The following is a 17,870-nucleotide window of genomic DNA, read 5'->3' on the forward strand; positions in this document are numbered from 1 at the left end:
CCTCACGGCGCGGGTCGGGGACGCCCGAAGGACCACATAAATGGACGCCACTCTCAGCGGAACGCAGGCAGACAGCCTCGTCGCCGCGCGCAAGCCGACCGGCCGTGTCAGCGATCCGGTCTTCGTCGGGCTCCTGTGGGGCTGCGGCATCTTCGTTCTGATCCTGCTCGGCCTCATCATCGCGATGCTGTTCGAGGGCGGCCTGCCGGCCCTGCGCGAGTTCGGCATCAGCTTCCTGTGGTCCACCACCTGGAACCCGGTCACCGAGCGCTTCGGCGCCGGCGTCATGGTGTTCGGCACGCTCTTCAGCGCCGTCATCGCCGTGGTGATCGCGCTGCCGCTGTCCTTCGGCATCGCCTTCTTCCTCACCGAGATCGCGCCCGGGCCGCTGCGCCGCCCGATCGGCGTGGCGATCCAGCTTCTCGCCGCCGTGCCCTCCATCATCTACGGCATGTGGGGCTTCTTCGTCATCGTCCCGCTGATGGCCGCCTATGTGCAGCCGCCGCTGATCGAGTGGCTCGGTCCGCTGCCGCTGATCGGCGCGCTGTTCCAGGGCCCGCCGCTCGGCGCCGGCATGCTGACCGCCGGCCTGATCATGGCGATCATGATCCTGCCCTTCATCACCGCGATGTTCGTCGAGGTGCTGGAATCGGTGCCGCCGATGATCAAGGAATCCGCCTACGGCGTCGGCGCCACCACCTATGAGGTCTACCGCAACGTCTCGGTGCCCTATGGCCGCACCGCCATGGTCGGCGCCGTCATGCTCGGCCTTGGCCGCGCGCTGGGCGAGACGATGGCCGTGACCTTCGTCATCGGCAACGCCACGCGCATGTCCGCCTCGCTGTTCGCACCGGGCGCCACCATCGCCTCGACCATCGCCAACGAGTTCCCCGAGGCCTCGACCGGCTCGCTCAAGCTGCAGGCTCTGCTGCAGCTCGGTTTCATCCTTTTCGTCATCTCCTTCATCGTGCTTGCGCTCTCGCGCATGCTGGTGCGGACCAAGGGTTGAGCGGAGAAATCATCATGGCATCGCTCGCCCGCCGTCGCGCCACCGACTACGCCGCAAAGGCGATCTCGACCGGCTTCGCCGCGCTTTCGCTCGTCTTCCTCGCCTGGATCCTGTGGACCCTCCTGGCCCGCGGATTGCCGGCCCTGGGCCCGCACGTCTTCACCCAGATCACTGCCCCGCCCGGCGCCGGCGGCGGTCTTCTCAACGCCATCGTCGGCTCGCTGATCCAGATCGGCGTCGCGCTGGCGATCGGCACGCCGGTCGGCCTGCTCTGCGGCACCTTCCTGGCCGAGAACGGGCGCGGCACGCACATCGGCAACTGCGTGCGCTTCGTCAACGACGTGCTGCTCTCCGCCCCCTCGATCCTGATCGGCCTGTTCGTCTACCAGCTCCTGGTGGTGCCCTTCGGCGGCTTCTCCGGCTGGGCCGGCGCGATGGCGCTCGCCATCATCGTCATCCCGGTCGTGGTGCGCACGACGGAGGACATGCTGAACCTGGTGCCGATCGGCCTGCGCGAGGCGGCCTTCGCCCTCGGCGCGCCGCAGTGGAAGGTCGTCACCTTCATCACCTGGCGCGCGGCCCGCGCCGGCATCGTCACCGGCATCCTGCTGGCGGTCGCCCGCGCGGCCGGCGAGACGGCGCCGCTGCTGTTCACCTCGCTCGGCAATAACGGGTGGTCGATCAGCCTCAACGCGCCGATGGCCAGCCTGCCGATCGCGATCTACCAATATGCTGCCAGCCCCTTCGAGGACTGGGTCGCGCTCGCCTGGGCGGGTGCCCTCATCATCACCGTCGGGGTTCTGACCCTGAACATCCTTTCCCGCCTCGTCCTGGCGAAGATGAAGTGAGACGGACCATGAACTTCGCACCCGAAACGTCGATCGACATCGCCTCCGCCGTCAACCGCGCCACCGCGCCGTCGGCCGAGTCCAAGCTCAAGGTCGAGAAGCTCAATTTCTACTACGGCGACAACCACGCGCTGAAGAACATCAACTTCGAGATCCCCGAGAAGCGCGTTACCGCGATGATCGGGCCCTCGGGCTGCGGCAAGTCCACCCTGCTGCGCATCTTCAACCGCATGTATCAGCTCTATCCGGGCCAGCGCGCGGAAGGGAAGATCCTGTTCGACGGTCTCGACCTGCTCGGCAAGGATCTGGATTCGACCGTCGTGCGCTCGCGCATCGGCATGGTGTTCCAGAAGCCGACGCCGTTCCCGATGTCGATCTACGACAACATCGCCTTCGGCGTGAAGCTGCATGAGCGCCTGTCCAAGTCGCAGATGGACGAGCGCGTCGAGTGGTGCCTGCGCAAGGCCGCGATCTGGGAGGAGACCAAGGACCGTCTCCACACCTCGGCGCTCGGCATGTCGGGCGGCCAGCAGCAGCGCCTGTGCATCGCCCGCACCATCGCGGTGCGCCCGGAAGTGATCCTGCTCGACGAGCCCACCTCGGCGCTCGACCCGATCTCGACCTCGAAGATCGAGGACCTGATCGACGAGCTGAAGCAGGAATTCACCATCGTCATCGTGACGCACAACATGCAGCAGGCGGCCCGCTGCGCCGACATCACCTCGTTCTTCTATCTCGGCGAACTGATCGAAGTCGGTCCCTCCGCCGAAATCTTCACCAATCCGCGCGAGGCCCGCACCCGGGACTACATCACCGGCCGCTTCGGCTGAGCCAGCGACGAGAGAGGCTACCCCCATGACCGACCATATCGTCTCGTCGTTCGATACCGACCTCAAGGAACTCGGCCGCCGCGTCGTCGAGATGGGCGGGCAGTCCGAGCGCCTCGTCGCCGACTCCGTCCAGGCGCTGGTCAAGCGCGATTCCGAACTGGCCCAGAAGGTGATCGTGCTCGACGGCCCGGTCGACCTGCTCCAGCGCGAGATCGAGGAAAAGGCGGTTCTCACCATCGCCCGCCGCCAGCCGCTGGCCGGCGACCTGCGCGAGATCGTCGCCGCGATGCGCATCGCCAACGACCTCGAGCGCATTGGCGACCTCGCCAAGAACACCGCCAAGCGCGTGCTGGCGCTCACCGGCGAGTTCCACCCGCAGAAGCTGGTGCGCGGCGTGGAGCACATGTCGGGCATCGTGCTCGAGCAGCTCAAGATGGTGCTGGATTCCTATGCCAGCCGCGACGCGGCCCGCGCGCTCGACGTCTGGCAGCGCGACGGCGAGGTCGACGTGCTCTACACCTCGCTGTTCCGCGAACTCCTCACCTACATGATGGAGGATCCGCGCAACATCTCGCTGTGCACGCACCTGCTGTTCTGCGCCAAGAACATCGAGCGCATCGGCGACCACGCCACCAACATCGCCGAGACGGTGCATTACCTGACCACCGGCCAGCTGCTCACCGAGGAGCGGCCGAAGCAGGACACCAGCAGCCTGACCAGCGTGGCCTTCCCGGCCTGAGGCCCGTCCCGGGACGAACCCCGGGGCGACGAGCGATCGGATAGCAGACCATGCCCACCAATATTCTGATCGTGGAGGATGAGGAGCCCCTCACCCTCCTGCTCCGCTACAATCTGGAATCGGAAGGCTACGCGGTCGACAGCGTCGGCCGCGGCGACGAGGCGGAGACCCGCCTGCGCGAGAGCGTGCCGGACCTGCTCATCCTCGACTGGATGCTGCCCGGCCTCTCCGGCATCGAGCTGTGCCGGCGCCTGCGGGCCCGGCCCGAGACCGAGCGCATGCCGATCCTCATGCTCACCGCGCGCGGCGAGGAGACCGAGCGCGTGCGCGGCCTCGCCACCGGCGCCGACGACTATGTGGTGAAGCCCTTCTCCGTGCCCGAGCTGGTGGCCCGGGTGCGGGCGCTGCTGCGCCGGGCCAAGCCCGAGCACATCTCGACCCTGCTGCGTGCCGGCGACATCGAACTGGACCGCGAGACCAAGCGCGTGCATCGCGCCGGCCGTGAACTTCATCTCGGCCCCACCGAGTTCCGGCTGCTGGAGTTCCTCATGCAGTCGCCGGGCCGCGTCTATTCGCGCGAGCAGCTTCTCGACGGCGTGTGGGGGCAGGACGTCTATATCGACGAGCGCACCGTGGACGTGCATGTCGGCCGACTGCGCAAGGCGCTCAACCGCCCGCGCCAGCCCGACCCGATCCGCACCGTGCGCGGCTCCGGCTATTCCTTCAACGAGATGTTCGCCCGCGCGCATTGAGCGGGGCGACGATGCCGGGCCGCCACCGTCGCCCAAGCTACCGTCGCCCCGGACGGTCAGGCGCGGGTGATCGACAGCCCGCCATCGACCAGATGGGCGGTGCCCGAGACGAAGGAAGAGTCGTCCGAGGCGAGGTAGAGCACCGAGCGTGCCAGTTCCTCCGGTTTGGCGACCCTCTTCAGCGCATGCAGGCCGGTGACGAAAGCCTGCGCTTCCGGCGTGTCGTTGGCCTCGCGGAACATGTCGGTCTCCACCGCGCCGGGCAGGATCGCGTTCACCCGGATAGCCTGCGGCCCGAACTCGGCGGCCAGCGCCTGGGTGAGGCCGATCAGCCCGGATTTGGAGGCGGCATAGGCGGCGAGGCCGGGAAACGCCGCCGTGTAGCCGACGAAGGTCGAGGTGAAGATCACCGAGCCGCCGCCGGTCTTCAGCATCTCGCCGATCTGATGCTTGGCGCCGAGGAAGGAGCCGGTGAGGTTCACCGCCAGCGTGTCCTCCCACCCCTTGGCCGAGACGCCGGTGCTGGGGCCCTTTTCGCCGAGCGTGCCGGCATTGTTGACGGCGATGTCGAGCCGGCCGAACCGCTCCACCGCCAGGGCCGCCAGCGCGCGGTCATAGTCCTCGTCGCGCACGTCGCCGGCGAGCACCGCCGCCGTGCCGCCGGCCGCGACGATCTCCGCCGCCAGCGCGTCGAGCTCGGCCTGCCGCCGGGCACCCAGCACCAGCTTCGCCCCCTCGCGGGCGAACAGCACCGCCGTCGCCCGGCCGATGCCGGCACTGGCGCCGGCGATCAGTGCCACCTTTCCATCAAGACGTCCCATCTATGTCTCCTCGCAATGTCCAAGACCGCCCATGGCGGCGCGTCGGCGAGTAGTATGGTGATAACGTCGTGTTCGGATTAGCCTGCAAACGGCGGAAATCGTGTCCGGAGAAACCGAACGATGAAACTCGACGGCATTGCCGCCTTCGTCGCCATCGCCGAGGCGGGCTCGATCAGCGAGGCGGCCCGCCGGCTGCGGCTGGCGAAGTCCGTGGTGAGCGACCGGCTGGCGCAGCTCGAACGGCAGCTCGGCGCAAGGCTGGTGCATCGCTCGACACGCCGCCTGACGCTGACCGAGGACGGTCTCGTTTTTCTGGAGCTGGCGTCGCAGTCCCTACGCGGTCTCGAGGAGGCGGCCGCCACGCTCGCCGAGCGGCGCGGGACGCTTTCCGGCCCGCTGCGCCTCTCGGCGCCGGTGTCGCTGACCGCCCTTCATCTCGGCCCCGCGCTCTACCCGTTCCTGCGCCGCCATCCGCAGATCGACCTGACCATCGAGCTGGACGACCGCGTCGTCGATGCGCAGGCCGAGGGCTATGATGGCGTTGTGCGACACGATCCGATGCGCGACAGCCCGCTGACCGCCTGGATTCTCGCGCGCAGCCGGCGCGTGCTGGTCGCCTCGCCCGACTATGTCGAGCGCAACGGGGCGCCGGGCAATCTCGCGGAACTCGAGGACCATCGCGGCATCTTCTACACCCATCGCGGCATCGCCGACTGGCGCTTCGAGGTGGGGGAGAAGGCCGTGCAGGTGCGCGGCCGGCCGGGGCTGCGGGTCAACAACGGCGTGGTGATGCGCGACGCCGCCATCGCCGGGCTCGGCATCACGCTGCTGCCGCTGTTCATCGCCGGGCCGGACATCCGGGCGGGTACGCTCAGGGTGGTCGATGTCGGCGCCGAACCGGAAGCCGAGTTCATCTATGTCGCGCATCCCGAGGGGCGCCGCCCCTCGACCAAGCTGCGCGCTCTGGCCGACTGCCTGCGCGAGGCTTTCGGCGATCCGCCCTATTGGGAAGCCGGACTCTAGGCCGGCCCGCAACGGTCCGCCTGCGGGGAACCGAGCCCGGCGGTGTTATTCCGCCGGCCGGTTGTCGCCCTTCCTCGGCCAGTTGTGCGAGAGCACGAAGTCGGCGATGCGCGGGGCGATCTCGGCGCGGAAGCGCGAGCCGTTGAACACGCCGTAATGGCCGACCGTCGGCTGGAGATAATGCGCCTTCTTGTCGTCGGGCAGGTTCGAGCACAGCCGGTGCGCCGCCCGCGTCTGGCCGACGCCGGAGATGTCGTCATTCTCGCCCTCGACGGTCAGCAGCGCGACGTTGCGGATCTTCGAGGGATCGACCTTCTCGCCGCGATGGGTCATCTGGCCCTTCGGCAGCGACTGGTCGATGAACACGGTCTGCAGCGTTTGCAGATAATATTCCGCCGGCAGGTCCATGACCGAGAGATACTCGTCGTAGAACTCCCGGTGCTTGGCGGCGGAATCGCCGTCGCCCTTCACCAGATGGCCGAACATGTCGGCATGGGCGCGCAGATGGCGCTCCAGATTCATCGACATGAAGCCGTGCAGTTGCAGGAAGCCGGGATAGACCTGCCGCATGACGCCGGCATTCGGCCACGGCACGGTGGTGATCACGTTGCGGCGGAACCAGTCGATCTCGCGGCCATGGGCGAAGATGTTCACCGCCGTCGGGCTCTCGCGCGTGTCGATCGGCCCGCCCATCAGCACCATGGAGGCGGGCACGCTCGGGTCGTCCATCGCCTCCATCCGCGCGACGGCGGCCAACACCGGCACCGCCGGCTGGCAGACCGCCAGCGCGTGGACCCCGCCGCCGAGGTGGCGGAAGATCTCGATCAGATAGTCGATATAGTCGTCAAGGTCGAAGCGGCCCTCGGCCATCGGCACGTTGCGGGCGTCTTCCCAGTCGGTGACATAGATGTCGTGGGTGGGCAGCAGCGTCTGCACCGTGCCGCGCAGCAGCGTCGCGTAATGGCCGGAGAGCGGGGCGACGACCAGCATGCGCGGCTGCGGGCGGCGCGGCGCGTGCGGAAAGTCGCGCTTGAAATGCAGCAGCCGGCAGAAGGGCCGCTGCCACACCGTCTCGATCTCGACGGGAACATGGGTGGCGCCCACCACCGTCTCGGTGATGCCCCAGTCCGGCTTGCCGTAACGCCGCGTCGTGCGCTCGAACATCTCGAACGAGGCCGACATGGTCTTGCCGAAGCCGGTATGGGACAGCGGGTTGGCCGGGTTGCGGTAGAACAGCCGGCCGGCATCGGCCATCACGCGCAGCGGGTCGAGCGCGGCATGGCCCATCTCGAACATCCAGTAAAGCGGCTTGGAAAGCGACGAGGCCGTATCGATCGCCGCTGCGGGCGCTGCCACCGCCTCGGCCGCGTCGGGCACGTCTCCGAATACGCCGATCGCCATGAATACCTCCTGTGTCGGCCCCGTCGCGCATCTCCTCGCCGGGCCCGCTCTTCTTGTGCGTTGCAGCATAGATAGGCTCTTTCGCGGCGCCGTCAACGAGGACGCGCTCTCGCCCTCCGGTCGCCTCTGCGGCTATAGAGGGTCGGATGGCGCCGTTCCGGCGCCGGGGACGGGGCAGGTTCATGTCGCTCTCGCTCGACCATCCCATCGGCGAACGCTTCTTCGGGCTGCGGCTCGATACCCTCATCCGCCTGCGTTGGCTGGCGATTTCGGGCCAGACCCTGGCCATCGTGGTCGTCCAGTGGCTGTTCGGCCTGCCGCTGCCGATCGGCGCCTGCCTCGCCGTCGTCGCCCTGTCGGCCTGGCTGAACCTCGCCCTGCGATTGCGCAATCCGGGCGCGCGGCGGCTCTCCGACGCCGAAGCGGCGTGGCTTCTGGCCTATGACATCCTCCAGCTCGCCGCCCTCCTGTTCCTCACCGGCGGCCTAGCCAATCCCTTCGCCCTGCTCTTCCTCGCCCCCGTCCTGATCTCGGCGACGGCGCTGTCGCCGCGCACGACGGTGCTGCTCGGCATGCTGGCGGCGGTGTGCGCGGCGCTGGTCGGGCTCTGGCAGATGCCGCTGCCCTGGGCGGCCGACGGCGTGATCGGGGCGCCGCCGGAACTGCCGCCGATCTATCTGGCGGCGATCTGGCTGGCGCTCGCCATCGCCATCGCCTTCATCGGCGTCCATGCCTGGCGGGTGGCGGAGGAGACGCGCGAATTGTCGGAGGCGCTGGCCGCCACCGAGCTTGTGCTGGCGCGCGAGCAGCACCTCTCGGCGCTCGACGGGCTGGCCGCCGCCGCCGCCCATGAACTCGGCACCCCGCTCGCCACCATCACCGTCGTGGCCAAGGAGCTCGCCCGCTCGCTGCCGCCCGACAGCGCGCTGAGCGACGACATCAGGCTGGTCAGCGAGCAGGCCGATCGCTGCCGCGCCATCCTGCGCACGCTCACCTCGCTCGGTGCCGGAGACGCCCCCTTCGACCGCATGCCGATCTCCCACATCATCGAGGATGTGGTGGCGCCGCACCGCAATTTCGGCATCGCCATCGAGGTGACGCTGCCGACCCGCAACGACGACGAGCCGATCATCGCGCGCAATCCGGGCCTTCTCTACGGCCTCGGCAACATCGTCGAGAACGCCGTCGACTTCGCCCAGGAGCGGGTCAGCATCGTCGCCAACTGGACCGAGCTCGACGTCTCCATCACCGTCACCGATGACGGCCCCGGCTTCCCGCCCGAGCTGGTGGACAGCATCGGCGCGCCCTATGTCACCAGCCGTGGCCGCAACCGCTGGCGGCGGGGCGTGGACGCGGAGGGCGAGGAGGTGGAGGAGGGGCTCGGGCTTGGCGTCTTCATCGCCAAGACCCTGCTGGAGCGTTCCGGCGCCGAGCTTGCCTTCGTCAATCGCCCCCCGCCGGCCCATGGCGCCATGGTAAGCGTGCGCTGGCTGCGGCGGGTGATCGACATCTCCGGCGAGCGCGGGGTGCGGGAGGACGACTCCGCCCCGGCGTGAGCCGTCGGCTGCGACGTTTTGCGCTTGCCGCGCGCGGGGTATAAACTCGCCCAAAAGTCGAACGAAGGGACGCACCGTCTCGCCGCGTCCGCCGGTATCCGTCCCGCCACGACAGCATGGCGGTGCGCGGGTGGTGCGGCCCGCCTCTGGGAAAGCTCGAAATGCTCGATACCACGTTGGAAATGCAGGACCGCACGCTGCTGATCGTCGACGACGACCGGCCGTTCCTGCAGCGCCTTGCCCGCGCCATGGAATCGCGTGGCTTCACCGTCACCACGGCGGAAACCGTGGCCGACGGGCTCGCCAGCGTGGAAGGCGGGGCGCCGGCCTTCGCGGTGGTCGACATGCGGCTCGGCGACGGCAACGGCCTCGACGTGATCTCGGCGCTCAAGCGCCGCCGGCCCGAGGCGCGGGGCATCATCCTCACCGGCTACGGCAACATCGCCACTGCCGTGAACGCAGTGAAGATGGGCGCGGTCGACTATCTCGCCAAGCCCGCCGACGCCGACGACATCTGCGCGGCGCTGAACGCGCAGGGCGACTACAAGCCCCAGCTTCCCGAGAACCCGATGTCGGCCGACCGGGTGCGCTGGGAGCACATACAGCGCGTCTACGAGCTGTGCGGGCGCAACGTTTCCGAGACCGCGCGCCGTCTCTCCATGCACCGGCGCACGCTCCAGCGCATCCTCGCCAAGCGCGCCCCGCGCTGAGGGGCCAGCGCGCGCCTTGCGGCGACGTCGGATAGGGGAATCTCCGGTAGGCGGGCGGGCATCGTCCGCCTAGGCTTGAGGCATCACGCAACGTCAGCGAGTGCCCCCGGACCGATGAGCGATGCCACTGCCACGCCGCCCGCAGCCCCGCCGCTGAACGAAACCGGCCCGACCGAGCTGCCTGCCGCCGCCGAGTGGCACGCTCTCGCGCATGAGGAGGTGGCCGATCTCCTCGATGTCACCCCGGCCGGGCTGACGGCGCAGGAGGTGCGCGCGCGCCTTGCCCGCCATGGGCCGAATGCCCTGCCCGAGCCCGCCGGCCGGCACCCGCTGGTGCGCTTCCTCGCCCAGTTCAACAGCGCGCTGATCTATTTCCTGCTGGCCGGCGCGGCGGCCGCGCTGGCTCTCGGCCACCATATCGACGCCGGGGTGATCCTCGCCGTCGTGGTGATCAACGCCCTCGTCGGCTTCGTGCAGGAGGGTAAGGCCGAGCAGGCGCTGCGGGCCATCCGCGACATGATCGCTCCCCATGCCAATGTGATGCGCGCCAGCCTGCGTGTCAGCGTGCACGCGCACGAGCTGGTGCCGGGCGACATCGTGCTGCTGGAGGCCGGCGACCGCGTGCCGGCCGATACGCGGCTGATCCGCGCGCGCGGCATGCTGATCGACGAGGCGATCCTCACCGGCGAATCGGTGGCGAGCGCCAAGCGCGAGGAACCCGCTGCCGCCGGTGCCGCGCTTGGCGACCGCCACTCCATGGCCTTCTCCGGCACCACGGTGGCGGCCGGGCAGGGCGCGGGCATCGTCGTCTCCACCGGGGCGAATACCGAGATCGGCCGCATCGGCCGGCTGATCGCCGAGGTCGAGCCGCTGGCGACGCCGCTGCTGCGCCAGGTCGACGCCTTCGCCCGCCGCTTCACCTGGCTGGCGATCGCCGGCGCGGCGGCGCTGTTCCTGTTCGCCGTGGCGATGCGTGGCTATGGCTGGACCGACGCGCTCATCGCCGTGGTGGCGCTCGCCGTCGGCGTGGTGCCGGAGGGCCTGCCGGCGGTCATCACCATCACGCTGGCCATCGGCGTGCGGCGCATGGCGGCGCGCAACGCGGTGATCCGCCGGCTGCCGGCGGTGGAGACGCTCGGTGCCACCTCGGTCATCTGCTCCGACAAGACCGGCACGCTGACCCGCAATGAGATGACGGCGCGCCGGCTGATCCTGCCGCGCGGCGGCGATGCCGTCGAGATCGAGGTGTCCGGCACCGGCTACGCCCCCGAGGGGGAACTGTCCTGGCAGGGCTCCGGCGATCCCGCCGGGGTCGTCGACGAGTTGCTGCGCTGCGCCTTGCTGTGCAACGACGCCCATCTGCACAATGAAAAGGGCATCTGGCGGGTCGAGGGCGACCCGATGGAAGGCGCGCTGGTGTCGCTTGCGGTCAAGGCGGGGGTCAGCCCGGCGCTGGAGCGCGGCAACTGGGCGCGGCTCGACGAAATCCCCTTCGATGCCACCTACCGCTTCATGGCGAGCCTGCACCGCGGCCCGCAGGGCGAGGCGGCCATTTTCGTCAAGGGGGCGCCGGAGGCGGTGTTGGCGATGTGCGACACGCCGGGCGTGGCAATGTGGGACGCCGCCATCGCTCGTGCGGCGGCGCAGGGCGAGCGCCTGCTGGGCTTCGCGGCGAAGCGTCTCGACGCGCCGCCGGCGCGGCTCGGCTTCCCGGATGTGGCCGAGGGGTACGTCTTCCTCGGCCTCGTCGGCTTCATCGACCCGCCGCGCCCGGAGGCGGTGGCCGCCATCGCCGAATGCCGCAGCGCCGGCATCGGCGTGAAGATGATCACCGGCGACCACGGCGCCACCGCCGGTGCCATCGCCCGCCAGCTCGGCCTCGCGGAGAACCCGGTTGTCGTGACGGGCGCCGAGGTCGACGCTGCCTCCGACGCCGATCTCGTCGGCATTGCCGCGCGTACGGCGGTCTTCGCCCGCACCAGCCCGGAGAACAAGCTGCGCATCGTGCGCGCGCTGCAATCCACCGGCGCGGTGGTGGCGATGACCGGCGACGGGGTGAACGACGCCCCCTCGCTCAAGCAGGCGGATGTGGGCATCGCCATGGGCCGCAAGGGCACGGAGGCCGCCAAGCAGGCCGCCGAGGTGGTGCTGCTCGACGACAATTTCGCCTCCATCGTCGCGGCGGTGAAGGAGGGGCGCACCGTCTACGACAATATCCGCAAGATGATCGCCTGGACGCTGCCGACCAATGGCGGCGAGGTGCTGGCGGTGATCGGCGCCATCCTGTTCGGCGTCGCCATGCCGATGTCGGCGGCGCAGATTCTCTGGATCAACCTTGCGACCAGCGCGACGCTCGGGCTGGCTCTGGCCTTTGAGCCCACCGAGTCGGGCATCATGGAGCGCCCGCCCCGGCCCGCCCATGCCGGGCTGCTGACCCGCTTCATGCTGTGGCGGGTCGTGCTGGTGTCGGTGCTGTTCACCCTGGTGTCCTTCGCCGTGTTCTTCCAGTCGCTCTGGCGCGGGCAGGGGCTGGAGATGGCGCGCACCATCGTCGTCAACACGCTGGTGGTGATGGAGATCTTCTATCTCTTCAATGTGCGCTTCATGCACATGACCTCGATCACCTGGCGCGGGGTGCTCGGCACGCCCGCCGTGCTGATCGCGCTGGCGGCGGTGGTCGCCGGGCAGTTCGCCTTCACCTATCTGCCTGTCATGCAGGAGATCTTCGACACCCGCCCGGTCGCCTTCCTCGACGGCGCGATGATCGTCGCGATCGGCGTCGGGCTGCTGGCGGTGCTGGAGCTGGAAAAGGCGCTGCTGCGCCGGCTGCGCCTGTTCGATGCCTCTCAGATGTGAGGCGCCGGCCTACGCCGCGCCTTCCGCCACCCCGGCGGTGGCGAGCACGGCGTGCAGCAGCACGTCGGTGCCGGCGGTGGCCCATTCGGGCCGGATCGTCTCGTCCTCATTGTGGCTGAGACCGTCGACGCAGGGGCAGAAGATCATGGCGGCCGGCGCCACCGCGTTCACCCAGCAGGCGTCGTGCCCGGCGCCGGAGACGATGTCGCGGCGGGAATAGCCGAGCTGGCGCGCCGCCTCGCGCACCCGGCCGACCAGCACGGGATCGAAGGCGACGGGATCGAAGGCGTTGACCTCCTCGATGGAAAGGCCGAGGCCCATCTTCTCGGCGATTTCCGCCGCGCCGGTGCGCAGCTCGTCCGCCATGGCAGTGAGGATGGCGAGGTCGGGCGAGCGGAAGTCGATGGTGAACACCGCCTTGCCGGCGACGATGTTGCGCGAATTGGGGTAGACGTTGAGCTGGCCGACGGCGCCGACCGCGTGCGGCGCGTGGCTCCAGGCGATCCTGTCGACCAGTTCGACGATGCGCGCGGCGCCGAGGCCGGCATTGAGCCGGCGGCCCATCGGGGTCGAGCCGGTGTGGGCGTCGCGGCCGGTCAGCGTCACCTCCAGCCAGCGCACGCCCTGCCCATGGGTGACGACGCCGATGTCGACGCCCTCGTCCTCCAGGATCGGCCCCTGCTCGATATGCAGTTCGAAATAGGCGTGCGGCCGGCGCTGGCCGACCGGCTCCTCGCCCTTGAAGCCGATGCGCTCCAGTTCCGCACCAAGCGCGAAGCCCTCGGCGTCGCGGCGCGCATAGGCCTCCTCAAGCCCGAGCACGCCGGCGAACACCGCCGAGGCGACCATGGCGGGGGCGAAGCGCGAGCCTTCCTCATTGGTCCAGTTCACCACCTCGACCGGGTGGCGGGTGCGGATGCCGAGATCGTTCAGCGTGCGGACCACCTCCAGCGCCCCGAGCACGCCAAGCACGCCGTCGAACTTGCCGCCGGTCGGCTGGGTGTCGAGATGCGAGCCGATCATGACCGGCGCGGCGTCGGGGTCGGTGCCGGCGCGGCGGGCGAACATGGTGCCCATGGCGTCGACGCCGAGGGTGAGCCCGGCCTCTTCGCACCAGCGCCGGAACAGCAGCCGGCCCTCGCGGTCAGCATCGGTGAGCGCCTGCCGGTTGTTGCCGCCGCGCAGGCCCGGGCCGATCTGTGCCATCTCCATCAGGCTGTCCCACAGGCGGGAGCCGTCGATGCGCAGATTGTCGGTCGGGGCAGGCATGGGGCACTCCTGAGGGTGTTGTGCGGGACGAGCCGACTATAGCCGCGCGGCGCGCGGATGGGGAATGGCGGTCTGACCACATTCCGAGCGGTGACGACCGGGGCGGGCCCCTATGCGACGCTGCTAGGGGTGAAACCGGGCGCCGGGCCGGATGGCGGAGGGCGCGCGTGCGGGCGCGGCCCGCAGCGAGAAAGCCTCGATTTCCCGTGATTCACGGCGAAGGGCGGGCGTGGGCGCTGACCCACCGATGGGCTTTCTGCCTATTCGGCGGGCGCCCGCGCGTCCAAAATTTGGAATTGCGACCCGGCTCCCGCCGCGCGATCCTTGCAAGTGGTCAGACCACAGACGGGCGCCGGCCGGAACGGACGGGCGGCGTGCTTCCTTCGGAACAACCCTCCAGCGAGGCGCTCATGAGCGAGTTCGATACGATCATCCGCGGCGGCACCGTCGTCACCGCCTCCGACACGGTGCGGGCGGATGTCGGCATTCGCGGCGGGCGCATCGTCGCGGTGGCCGAGAGCCTGACCGGCGGGACGAAGGAGATCGACGCCTCCGGCCTGCTGGTCATGCCCGGTGGCATCGACAGCCATGTCCATCTGGCCCAGCCGGCCTTCGGCGGCCCGGCCATGGCGGACGATTTCGAGAGCGGCACCCGTTCCGCCATCGCGGGCGGCAACACCACGGTGCTGCCCTTCGCGCTGCAGCCGCGCGGCGCCAGCCTGCGCCAGAGCGTGATGGACTATCACAAGGAGGCCGAGGGCAAATGCTATTGCGACTACGGTTTCCACCTCATCATCTCCGACCCGACGGCCAGCGTGCTCGGGCAGGAACTGCCGGCACTGGTCGATGACGGCTACACCTCGTTCAAGGTCTTCATGACCTATGACGATCTGGTGCTGAACGACCGGCAATTGCTGGAAGTATTCGACTGCGCGCGCGGCTGCGGCGCCCTCGTCATGGTCCATTGCGAGGGCTACGACGCCATCCGCTTCATGACGCAGAAGCTGGAAGCGGCCGGGCGCACCGCGCCCTACTACCACGCCGTCTCCCGTCCGCAGTCGGTGGAGCGCGAGGCGACGCACCGCGCCATCTCCCATGCCGAACTGACCGACGTGCCGATCATGGTGGTGCACGTCTCGGGGCGGGAGCCGATGGAGCAGATCCGCTGGGCGCAGCAGAAGGGGCTGAAGGTCTATGGCGAAACCTGCCCGCAATATGTCGCGCTGACCGCCGACGACCTCAAGGGCCTCAACATGGACGAGACCGGCGGCAAATATGTCTGCTCGCCGCCGCCGCGCGATACCGCGAGCTGGGACGCCATCTGGGAGGGCATCCGCACCGGCGTGTTCCAGACCTTCTCGTCGGACCATTGCGCCTTCTACTATGAGGGCGAGGTCGGCAAGCTGAACCCCAAGGCGCGCACCTCTTTCCGCTGGGTGCCGAACGGCATTCCCGGCATCGAGACGCGGATGCAGATCCTGTTCTCGAAGGGCGTGGTGGAAGGGCGCATCACGCTCAACGAGTTCGTGGCGCTCACCTCCACCAACCACGCCAAGATCTACGGCCTCTACCCGAAGAAGGGGTCCATCGCGCCGGGCTTCGACGCCGACATCGTGCTGTGGGACCCTACCCGCAAGGAGACGATCACCCAGTCGCTGATGCACCACGCCGCCGACTACACGCCCTATGAGGGCATGGTGGTGACCGGATGGCCCGTGATGACGCTGCTGCGCGGCAAGGTGATGGCCGAGGATGGCCGCATCGTCGGCGCGCCGGGCGATGGCGGCTTCCTCAAGCGCGAATTGTCGCCCTATGCGGTGCCGTCCGGCAGCGGCGGGGCGATGGGAGCGGCCGGCGCGTGAGGTCAGACCAGCTCGGTGAGCACGATGCCCGCGCGGTCGGCGGTGCGGCTGAGATGGCGGCGCATGAAATAGCCGGTGCCCTCCGGGTCGCCCATGGTGAGCGCCTCGACGACGCGCTCATGCTCGCGCACCGGCTCCCACAGCCGGTCGCGCCGGGCCGGCAGGCGGGAGCTTTCCAGCAGCACGCGGCCGAAGCTCGCATGCATGTCGGCCAGCAGCCGGTTGCGCGAAAAGCGCATGATCAGGCGGTGGAAGTCGAAGTCGATCTGCGCGAAGGCGGCGATGTCGTTCGCCTGCGCCGCAGCGCGGAAACGGACGAGATTTTCCTGCAATTCGGCGATTTCCGCCTCGGTGTGGTTCATCGCGGCGAGTTGGGCGGCATGGCTCTCGGCGATGTAGCGGAACTGGTAGACCTCGGCCGGGGAGTAGCGGGCGGCGAAGCGCCAGGATGGCGCGGGTGGCTGCTCGCCCTCGTCGCCCGTCCTTGCCCGAACGAAGGTGCCGCGTCCCGGCTCGATGGAGACAAGGCCGAGCGTGGCGAGGATGGACAGCGCCTCGCGCAGCGTCGCCCGGCTGACCTTGAGGGTCGCGGCCAGCTCACGCTGCGGCGGCAGCGGCGCGCCGGGCGTGAATGGCCCGCTCTCGATCATTGTCTGCAGCGCCGTGACGGCAAGCTGCGCGGCGCTCGGCGCACCGGGGCGACGACGCTCCGGCCCGGTCTGACCGCCGGCCAAGCCGCCTTCCTGCTCCCTCTCCATATGAACTGCCGTCACCCCTCGCCATCCCTCGTCGCGGTCAGGATGGCATCGCCGACTGCGGTCTGACCAGTTCAATCTTGGACCGCCGGGCGGTCCACCAAGCGACAAGCCACGGGAGGCGGCAGTGAGCGTGACGGCCGGAATCGCGGAGCTTCGCCCGCTGGCCCTGGCGCCGGAGCTTTTCCGCCCCTTCGGCCATGTGGTGGCGACGGGGGCGGGGGAGCCGGTAGCGGCGAATGCCGGCACGGCGTGGCGGCACGATGTGGCCTCGCTGGCGAGCGACGGGCGCCCCGGCAGCCGGCTCGTGGTGTCGCTGTTCGACACCGTACCGCAGCCATTGCCGGCACTGGTGCGGCTCCTGGAGCGCCACCCGCATTCGCCGCAGCTCATCGTCGCGCTGGGCGCGTCGCACGCCCTGCTGGCGGTCTGCGCGAGCCGAGAGGACGGGCGCCCGGACCTCGCGACGCTGCGCGCCTTCCACTGCCGGCCGGGCGAGGGGGTGATCTATGCGCGCGGCAGCTGGCACGCGCCGCTGATCGGCATGGGCGGCCCGGGTCGCTTCCTCGTGCAGTCCTGGCAGGACGGAACGGCAGCCGATTGCGAGGAGATGGCGATCCCCCCGCATGCCGTCTCGGAACCGCCGGAAAGGGCGGCGCTGTGAGCGCGCTATTGCGCCGCCGGGGCCAGCGCGTCGAGATGCTCGATGCGCGCGGCGAGCGCCGCATGGAGCCCGTGGGTCGGCTTGGCGGGCGGCCGGCTGAAGGTGCCCGCCTGCGCCTTGCGCGGGGCCAGCGTCACCAGCGCCTCGGCCATCTTCACCGCCGCGACGATGGGATCGACGATCGGCACCGGCACCTGCGCGCGCAGGCGTCCCGCCATGCCGGCGAGCGGCGCGCCACCAAGGATCACCACATCCGCCCCGTCCAGCTCGACCGCCTCGCGCGACAGCTCGGCGATTGCCTGCTCGCGCTCGGCCTGGACATTCTCGATGGAGGAGAAAGCGAGGCTGCGCGCGCGGATGCCGGCGCAGCGGGCGCCGAGACGGTAGGTGTCGACCGTGTCCTGATACCAGTTACCCATCGTCGTGGTGAAGGTGACGATGCCGAAGCGCTGGCCGAGCGTGCAGGCGGTGAGCATCGCCGCCTCGGCCATGCCGACGACCGGGATGTCGAACAGTTCGCGCGCCGGCAGCAGCCCGGGATCGCCGAAGGCCGCGAGCACCACGGCGTCGTAGTCGCGGTGGTGCTCGGCCAGCATCTCCAGCGTGATCGCGCCGGCGATCTGCGCCTCCGAGCGCGAGGCGATGTAGGGCACGCCGCGCGCGGCGGTGAGGCCCGTCAGCTCCGTGCCGCTGGCGGCCGCCGGCCGTGCGGCGGCGAGCAGCATCTGGGTGACGGCATCGGTCATGTTCGGATTGAGAACGAGAATGCGCAAGG

General features: G+C 69.6%; 16 protein-coding genes. 11 read left to right on the forward strand and 5 right to left on the reverse strand.

What is annotated here, in order from left to right; genetic code table 11:
- The first annotated feature begins 40 nt into the window (after positions 1-40).
- The 5 genes from pstC to phoB are packed head-to-tail and all read left to right on the forward strand — an operon-like array spanning position 41 to position 4,178.
- Positions 41-1,009, forward strand: coding sequence for a phosphate ABC transporter permease subunit PstC (pstC, locus tag GBB76_RS14015; protein WP_152303871.1), 969 nt, complete (start codon positions 41-43; stop codon positions 1,007-1,009).
- A 14-nt stretch (positions 1,010-1,023) separates the two neighbouring features.
- On the forward strand, positions 1,024-1,857 hold the full coding sequence (pstA, locus tag GBB76_RS14020) for a phosphate ABC transporter permease PstA (protein WP_152303872.1): 834 nt from the start codon (positions 1,024-1,026) through the stop codon (positions 1,855-1,857).
- An 8-nt stretch (positions 1,858-1,865) separates the two neighbouring features.
- Complete coding sequence (pstB, locus tag GBB76_RS14025; protein WP_152303873.1) at positions 1,866-2,687, forward strand: phosphate ABC transporter ATP-binding protein PstB; 822 nt, start codon at positions 1,866-1,868, stop codon at positions 2,685-2,687.
- A gap of 25 nt (positions 2,688-2,712) precedes the next feature.
- Positions 2,713-3,426 carry a phosphate signaling complex protein PhoU gene (gene phoU, locus GBB76_RS14030; RefSeq protein ID WP_152303874.1) on the forward strand — a complete coding sequence of 238 codons (714 nt, stop codon included), beginning with the start codon at positions 2,713-2,715 and terminating at the stop codon, positions 3,424-3,426.
- Positions 3,427-3,476: 50 nt separating this feature from the next.
- Positions 3,477-4,178: a phosphate regulon transcriptional regulator PhoB gene (gene phoB, locus GBB76_RS14035; RefSeq protein ID WP_013168815.1), complete on the forward strand. Its 702-nt coding sequence runs from the start codon at positions 3,477-3,479 to the stop codon at positions 4,176-4,178.
- A gap of 56 nt (positions 4,179-4,234) precedes the next feature.
- Here the strand turns inward: phoB and GBB76_RS14040 are convergent, their stop codons facing one another.
- Positions 4,235-4,999, reverse strand: coding sequence for an SDR family oxidoreductase (locus GBB76_RS14040; protein WP_152303875.1), 765 nt, complete (start codon positions 4,997-4,999; stop codon positions 4,235-4,237).
- Positions 5,000-5,119: 120 nt separating this feature from the next.
- Here GBB76_RS14040 and GBB76_RS14045 point away from each other — a divergent pair, with 120 nt between their 5' ends.
- On the forward strand, positions 5,120-6,022 hold the full coding sequence (locus GBB76_RS14045; RefSeq protein ID WP_152303876.1) for a LysR family transcriptional regulator: 903 nt from the start codon (positions 5,120-5,122) through the stop codon (positions 6,020-6,022).
- A gap of 45 nt (positions 6,023-6,067) precedes the next feature.
- Here the strand turns inward: GBB76_RS14045 and GBB76_RS14050 are convergent, their stop codons facing one another.
- The gene (locus GBB76_RS14050) at positions 6,068-7,423 is read right to left on the reverse strand and encodes a polyhydroxyalkanoate depolymerase (protein WP_152303877.1); all 1,356 of its coding nucleotides are present in this window, start codon (positions 7,421-7,423) and stop codon (positions 6,068-6,070) included.
- Between the two features lie 182 nt (positions 7,424-7,605).
- Here GBB76_RS14050 and GBB76_RS14055 point away from each other — a divergent pair, with 182 nt between their 5' ends.
- The 3 genes from GBB76_RS14055 (at position 7,606) to GBB76_RS14065 (ending at position 12,545) form a co-directional block, all read left to right on the forward strand.
- The gene (locus GBB76_RS14055) at positions 7,606-8,979 is read left to right on the forward strand and encodes an ActS/PrrB/RegB family redox-sensitive histidine kinase (RefSeq protein WP_152303878.1); all 1,374 of its coding nucleotides are present in this window, start codon (positions 7,606-7,608) and stop codon (positions 8,977-8,979) included.
- 161 nt (positions 8,980-9,140) lie between these two features.
- Positions 9,141-9,689, forward strand: coding sequence for an ActR/PrrA/RegA family redox response regulator transcription factor (locus tag GBB76_RS14060; protein ID WP_152303879.1), 549 nt, complete (start codon positions 9,141-9,143; stop codon positions 9,687-9,689).
- A 114-nt stretch (positions 9,690-9,803) separates the two neighbouring features.
- On the forward strand, positions 9,804-12,545 hold the full coding sequence (locus GBB76_RS14065; RefSeq protein ID WP_202911107.1) for an HAD-IC family P-type ATPase: 2,742 nt from the start codon (positions 9,804-9,806) through the stop codon (positions 12,543-12,545).
- A 9-nt stretch (positions 12,546-12,554) separates the two neighbouring features.
- On the opposite strand, the gene GBB76_RS14070 is transcribed toward GBB76_RS14065, so the two are convergent.
- A complete protein-coding gene (locus GBB76_RS14070; RefSeq protein ID WP_152303880.1) occupies positions 12,555-13,814 on the reverse strand; it encodes a Zn-dependent hydrolase in 1,260 nt (419 codons plus the stop codon).
- Positions 13,815-14,224: 410 nt separating this feature from the next.
- On the opposite strand from GBB76_RS14070, the gene hydA reads away from it, so the two are divergent.
- Positions 14,225-15,676, forward strand: coding sequence for a dihydropyrimidinase (gene hydA / locus GBB76_RS14075; protein ID WP_152303881.1), 1,452 nt, complete (start codon positions 14,225-14,227; stop codon positions 15,674-15,676).
- Between the two features lie 2 nt (positions 15,677-15,678).
- Here the strand turns inward: hydA and GBB76_RS14080 are convergent, their stop codons facing one another.
- A complete protein-coding gene (locus tag GBB76_RS14080) occupies positions 15,679-16,449 on the reverse strand; it encodes a FadR/GntR family transcriptional regulator (RefSeq protein ID WP_246668932.1) in 771 nt (256 codons plus the stop codon).
- 109 nt (positions 16,450-16,558) lie between these two features.
- On the opposite strand from GBB76_RS14080, the gene GBB76_RS14085 reads away from it, so the two are divergent.
- The gene (locus GBB76_RS14085; RefSeq protein WP_152303882.1) at positions 16,559-17,095 is read left to right on the forward strand and encodes an ureidoglycolate lyase; all 537 of its coding nucleotides are present in this window, start codon (positions 16,559-16,561) and stop codon (positions 17,093-17,095) included.
- A 5-nt stretch (positions 17,096-17,100) separates the two neighbouring features.
- Here the strand turns inward: GBB76_RS14085 and GBB76_RS14090 are convergent, their stop codons facing one another.
- On the reverse strand, positions 17,101-17,868 hold the full coding sequence (locus tag GBB76_RS14090) for an aspartate/glutamate racemase family protein (RefSeq protein WP_152303883.1): 768 nt from the start codon (positions 17,866-17,868) through the stop codon (positions 17,101-17,103).
- Positions 17,869-17,870: the final 2 nt, after the last annotated feature.

This window comes from Ancylobacter sp. TS-1 (assembly GCF_009223885.1).
In the GTDB taxonomy this organism is placed as follows: domain Bacteria; phylum Pseudomonadota; class Alphaproteobacteria; order Rhizobiales; family Xanthobacteraceae; genus Ancylobacter.